Annotated in this window: 4 protein-coding genes and 3 pseudogenes; 2 read left to right on the top strand and 5 right to left on the bottom strand. The window is 64.1% G+C overall.

All coding sequences use genetic code 11. From position 1 onward, the window contains the following. Positions 1 to 208: 208 nt before the first annotated feature. A pseudogene (locus tag ACH107_RS31515) lies at positions 209 to 646 on the bottom strand (S49 family peptidase); the annotation flags it as partial. An 81-nt stretch (positions 647 to 727) separates the two neighbouring features. Between ACH107_RS31515 and ACH107_RS31510 the strand changes: the two are divergent. Both ACH107_RS31510 and ACH107_RS31505 read left to right on the top strand, forming a co-directional pair. Then, positions 728 to 979 carry an AbrB/MazE/SpoVT family DNA-binding domain-containing protein gene (locus ACH107_RS31510; protein ID WP_310703141.1) on the top strand — a complete coding sequence of 84 codons (252 nt, stop codon included), beginning with the start codon at positions 728 to 730 and terminating at the stop codon, positions 977 to 979. After that, entirely contained in the window at positions 976 to 1374 is a 399-nt protein-coding gene (locus tag ACH107_RS31505) for a type II toxin-antitoxin system VapC family toxin (protein WP_310703142.1), read from the top strand. Before ACH107_RS31510 ends, ACH107_RS31505 begins: the two co-directional genes overlap by 4 nt. A 154-nt stretch (positions 1375 to 1528) precedes the next feature. Here the strand turns inward: ACH107_RS31505 and ACH107_RS31500 are convergent. The 4 genes and pseudogenes from ACH107_RS31500 to ACH107_RS31485 all read right to left on the bottom strand — a co-directional run. Next, positions 1529 to 1960, bottom strand: a pseudogene (locus ACH107_RS31500) (phage terminase large subunit family protein); the annotation flags it as partial. Between the two features lie 56 nt (positions 1961 to 2016). Continuing rightward, positions 2017 to 2418, bottom strand: coding sequence for a type II toxin-antitoxin system VapC family toxin (locus ACH107_RS31495; RefSeq protein ID WP_310703143.1), 402 nt, complete (start codon positions 2416 to 2418; stop codon positions 2017 to 2019). Then, positions 2418 to 2660: a type II toxin-antitoxin system Phd/YefM family antitoxin gene (locus tag ACH107_RS31490; protein WP_310703144.1), complete on the bottom strand. Its 243-nt coding sequence runs from the start codon at positions 2658 to 2660 to the stop codon at positions 2418 to 2420. The genes ACH107_RS31495 and ACH107_RS31490 overlap by 1 nt, the downstream gene beginning before the upstream one ends. 64 nt (positions 2661 to 2724) lie before the next feature. Further along, positions 2725 to 2925: pseudogene (locus tag ACH107_RS31485) on the bottom strand (hypothetical protein); the annotation flags it as partial. Between the last annotated feature and the right edge of the window lie 180 nt (positions 2926 to 3105).

Below are 3105 nucleotides of genomic sequence, written 5' to 3'. Positions count from 1 at the left end.
CGAGGCGGGTGTAGAGATTGGGCAGGATGTTGATGGCCTGCGTCATCTCGGCGAGCGAATAGCCGCCCGCGTCGAACGGGTTGCGGGTGAGGGTCATGGCGGATCTCCGGGAAGGGATGAAAGAAGACCGGGGGTGCCCAGCAGTCGGCGTAGGGCTGGAACGATCAGGCCATGTCGCGCACGATGAGGCCCAGCGCGGTCAGCTGCGGTCGGCCAGGTCGAACACGCCCGCCACCTCGCCGCCGAAGCTGTCGATCTCCAGCGCCACGCCATGCACGGACGGATCGCTGGCCGCCGCCTCTATCTGCGCGGCGATCCCCTCATAGCTGGTTTGCCCCGAGGACTGCCCGATCCAGCCGCCGCGATGGATCAGAACGCCGGAGATCTCGATCACGGCGATACCGTTAACCACCGGAAAGGGCGCCTCGCCGTGCTGGCGCAGGCTGTCGGCAAGCCCACCGGCGAGAATACTGGCGCGCGCGGGCAGGGGATGGGAAACACGGTCGGTTTGCGCTGCGTCGTCCGCCAGCTCGATCCGCCGCCTGAGAACCCGCGGACCGAGCCCCGACAGGAATGCCATGGCCTTGGAGGGCTCGACCAGCAGCGGCGTGTTGAAGGCGCGCGCGGCAATGCGGGCATGGAGCATCAGGGCTGGTCCCTTGCTTGTTTTTGCATTCCAGGTTCCGACATGGTAAGGGGATATACGGATATGTAAGGAGCTTTGCCGATGTGGGAATCGACAATGACGGTGAAGGGCCAGACCACACTGCCCCGGGACGTCCGGGCAGCCCTTGGTCTCACGAGCGGTGACCGCGTGCGCTATGTGATCCTCGACGGCGAGGTCCGTATCGTGAAGGCGCGGTCGGTCAAGGACTTGCGGGGCGCCCTGGCGCGGTCGGGGCAAAAGCCTGTTTCGCTGGACGCGATGGATGAAGCGATCGCTGGCGGTGCTGCAGAGAGCGGAACGTCTGGCGCATGATTGCGCTCGATACCAATGTTCTGGTGCGCTTCCTCGTGCAGGACGATCCCGAACAGGCGCGCATCGCCAATACCGTGATGGACCAGCTGACCGATGCGGCTCCCGGATTTGTTGGCCGGGAGGTTCTTGTCGAACTCGTCTGGGTGCTCGAGCGTGCCTATGGCTACCAGCGCGCCGACATTGCCGCTGCGCTGGATGGCCTGTTGACGGCAATTGAACTGGAGATCGAGGCGGCTGATGAGGTGGGCGTGGCTGTCGATCGCTATCGCAACGATGGCTTCGGCTTTGCCGATCTGATGATTGCGGCCGCGGCCCGGCGTGCTGATGCAACGGAACTGGTCACGTTTGATCGCAAGGCGGCGCGCCTTCCGGGTGTGCGTCTGTTATCGGCCTGAGCCTCACCGTTCTCCACTAGCATCACGCACGTGGTCATCATCTGCGGCATCGCGTGTGGTCGCGTCACTCTCCTCGGTCTCGCCCACCCCGACTTCCGATGCGCCCTGCGCCGGCGATCCCGGCCGGCGGAAGTCGAGGCCCAGCGCGCGTTCGCGGGTGTACCCGCTCGCGCAAGGCCGCGCTGTCCGCGATCAGCGGGTCGATCCGCCCGCGCGAGCTGCGCTTGGCCATCTCGACCGTGGGCAGCACCGCCAGCATCGGCCCCGGTGCGTGGTGGATCACGAACCCAATCCAGTTGTTACCCGCTTCCGTCGCGCCGACCTGCGCGGCCTTCATGAAGCTGACGCGCTGTGCGGGGTGGCCGGGCGAGAGTGCATCCATGATGGCGCGCAGATACGGCGTGCGCGCGGTCCGGTAGCGCCCGGGCTCGGCCGAGGCACGCGAGGACAGCCACCGATTTTGATCCGCCCAGACCGAGACTGTGAGATCCGGATCGGGCCGCACGCCACGCCGCCAGGCGCGCAGGATGTCCCCGGCCCCGTCGAACCCGAGATGGAGGTCAGTCGTCAGATCACCGTTGTCCATACCCCGCTTCCGACGTCTCTACGGGCGCCATCCGGGCCCATCGAAAGAACAGGACTTCAGAACGGGTCTACGATCTCCACGCCCGTGGGTTCAAAGTCGGTGACATTGCCGGTCACCACGATCGCGCCATGGCTCAAAGCAGTCGCCGCAATCAACAGATCGGCACCGCTGTGTCCGAGGCGAGCGGACAAACGCCCCCATAGTCTGGCCTCCTCGGGTCCAAAGGGCAGCAACCGGTCGCCAAAGAGTAGCAAAGTCCGATCGATCCATGCCCGCAGATCCGCCGCAAACTCGGGGTTGCGTTGCTCTTGCTGAGCAATTCCCCGCTCGATCTCACCCAGAGTGATGACACTCAAAAACAACTGACGTTCCGGCTGCTCCCGTAACCAATTCGCCACCTTTGGTGCGCGGTCCGGCCGTCTCAGGGCCGAGAGCACATTCGTATCGAGCACATACATCAGAAGGTGACTTGGCGCGGCACAACCGTTGCATGTTCGACGTCTTCAACCGGAAACGCCAAAAGATGATCGACAAAGGAACCCCGCGCTTTCTGCGCATCGGTCAGGAGATGATGGTATTCAGAGGCGGACAGCACCACGACTGCAGGCTTGCCGCGGCGTGTCACCTCCTGGGGCGTTCCCGCCAGCGCGGCATCAACAACCGTGCTGAACTTGTTTTTCGCATCTTGCAGAGTCCACATGCGTCTTCACCTAGCTATCTGGCTGGCCAGTTATATGTGGGCTCACCATGTCTGTCAAAGCAAATCATTCAAGCGAGACCCGGAGGTCGGCCAGGGCGTCGAGCTGTTCTCGGACATGGGCTTCCAGCACCCTTTGCAGGATCGCCGTCTCGATCGTCATGGGCTTCCCGGATGCAGTCTCCATATCTGCGGACAATTGCGCGGCCATGAGGGCCGCCACGCGCGTAGGCCAGGCAACCCAGACATCGCGCTCCTGCCGGGCGAGGTGTCAACGGCGGAGTAAAACCCGACCAAAGGGCGGCGCAAAAGTAGGCCACTTTGGGGTTGGGCGTGAAGGGCGCATAGGGTGCTGGCGGCCAGTCGACCGCGCTCCCCAAATAGCTGGCGGTTGACTGGCCGCCTTGGCCCGTGAGGGCCAAGTGATGGATTGTCGGTCAGGAGGTTT

The sequence above is a fragment of the Roseovarius halophilus (ex Wu et al. 2025) genome, from assembly GCF_047086965.1.
The sequence above is the reverse complement of the archived record's forward strand: the minus strand, read 5'-3'. Positions and strand labels throughout refer to the sequence as shown.

What these genes read in the sequence shown, in the direction of transcription:
- ACH107_RS31510 (WP_310703141.1), top strand. Translation starts at nt 728, where the DNA reads ATGTGGGAATCGACAATGACGGTGAAGGGCCAGACCACACTGCCCCGG.
- ACH107_RS31505 (WP_310703142.1), top strand. Translation starts at nt 976, where the DNA reads ATGATTGCGCTCGATACCAATGTTCTGGTGCGCTTCCTCGTGCAGGAC.
- ACH107_RS31495 (WP_310703143.1), bottom strand. Translation starts at nt 2,418, where the DNA reads ATGTATGTGCTCGATACGAATGTGCTCTCGGCCCTGAGACGGCCGGAC.
- ACH107_RS31490 (WP_310703144.1), bottom strand. Translation starts at nt 2,660, where the DNA reads ATGTGGACTCTGCAAGATGCGAAAAACAAGTTCAGCACGGTTGTTGAT.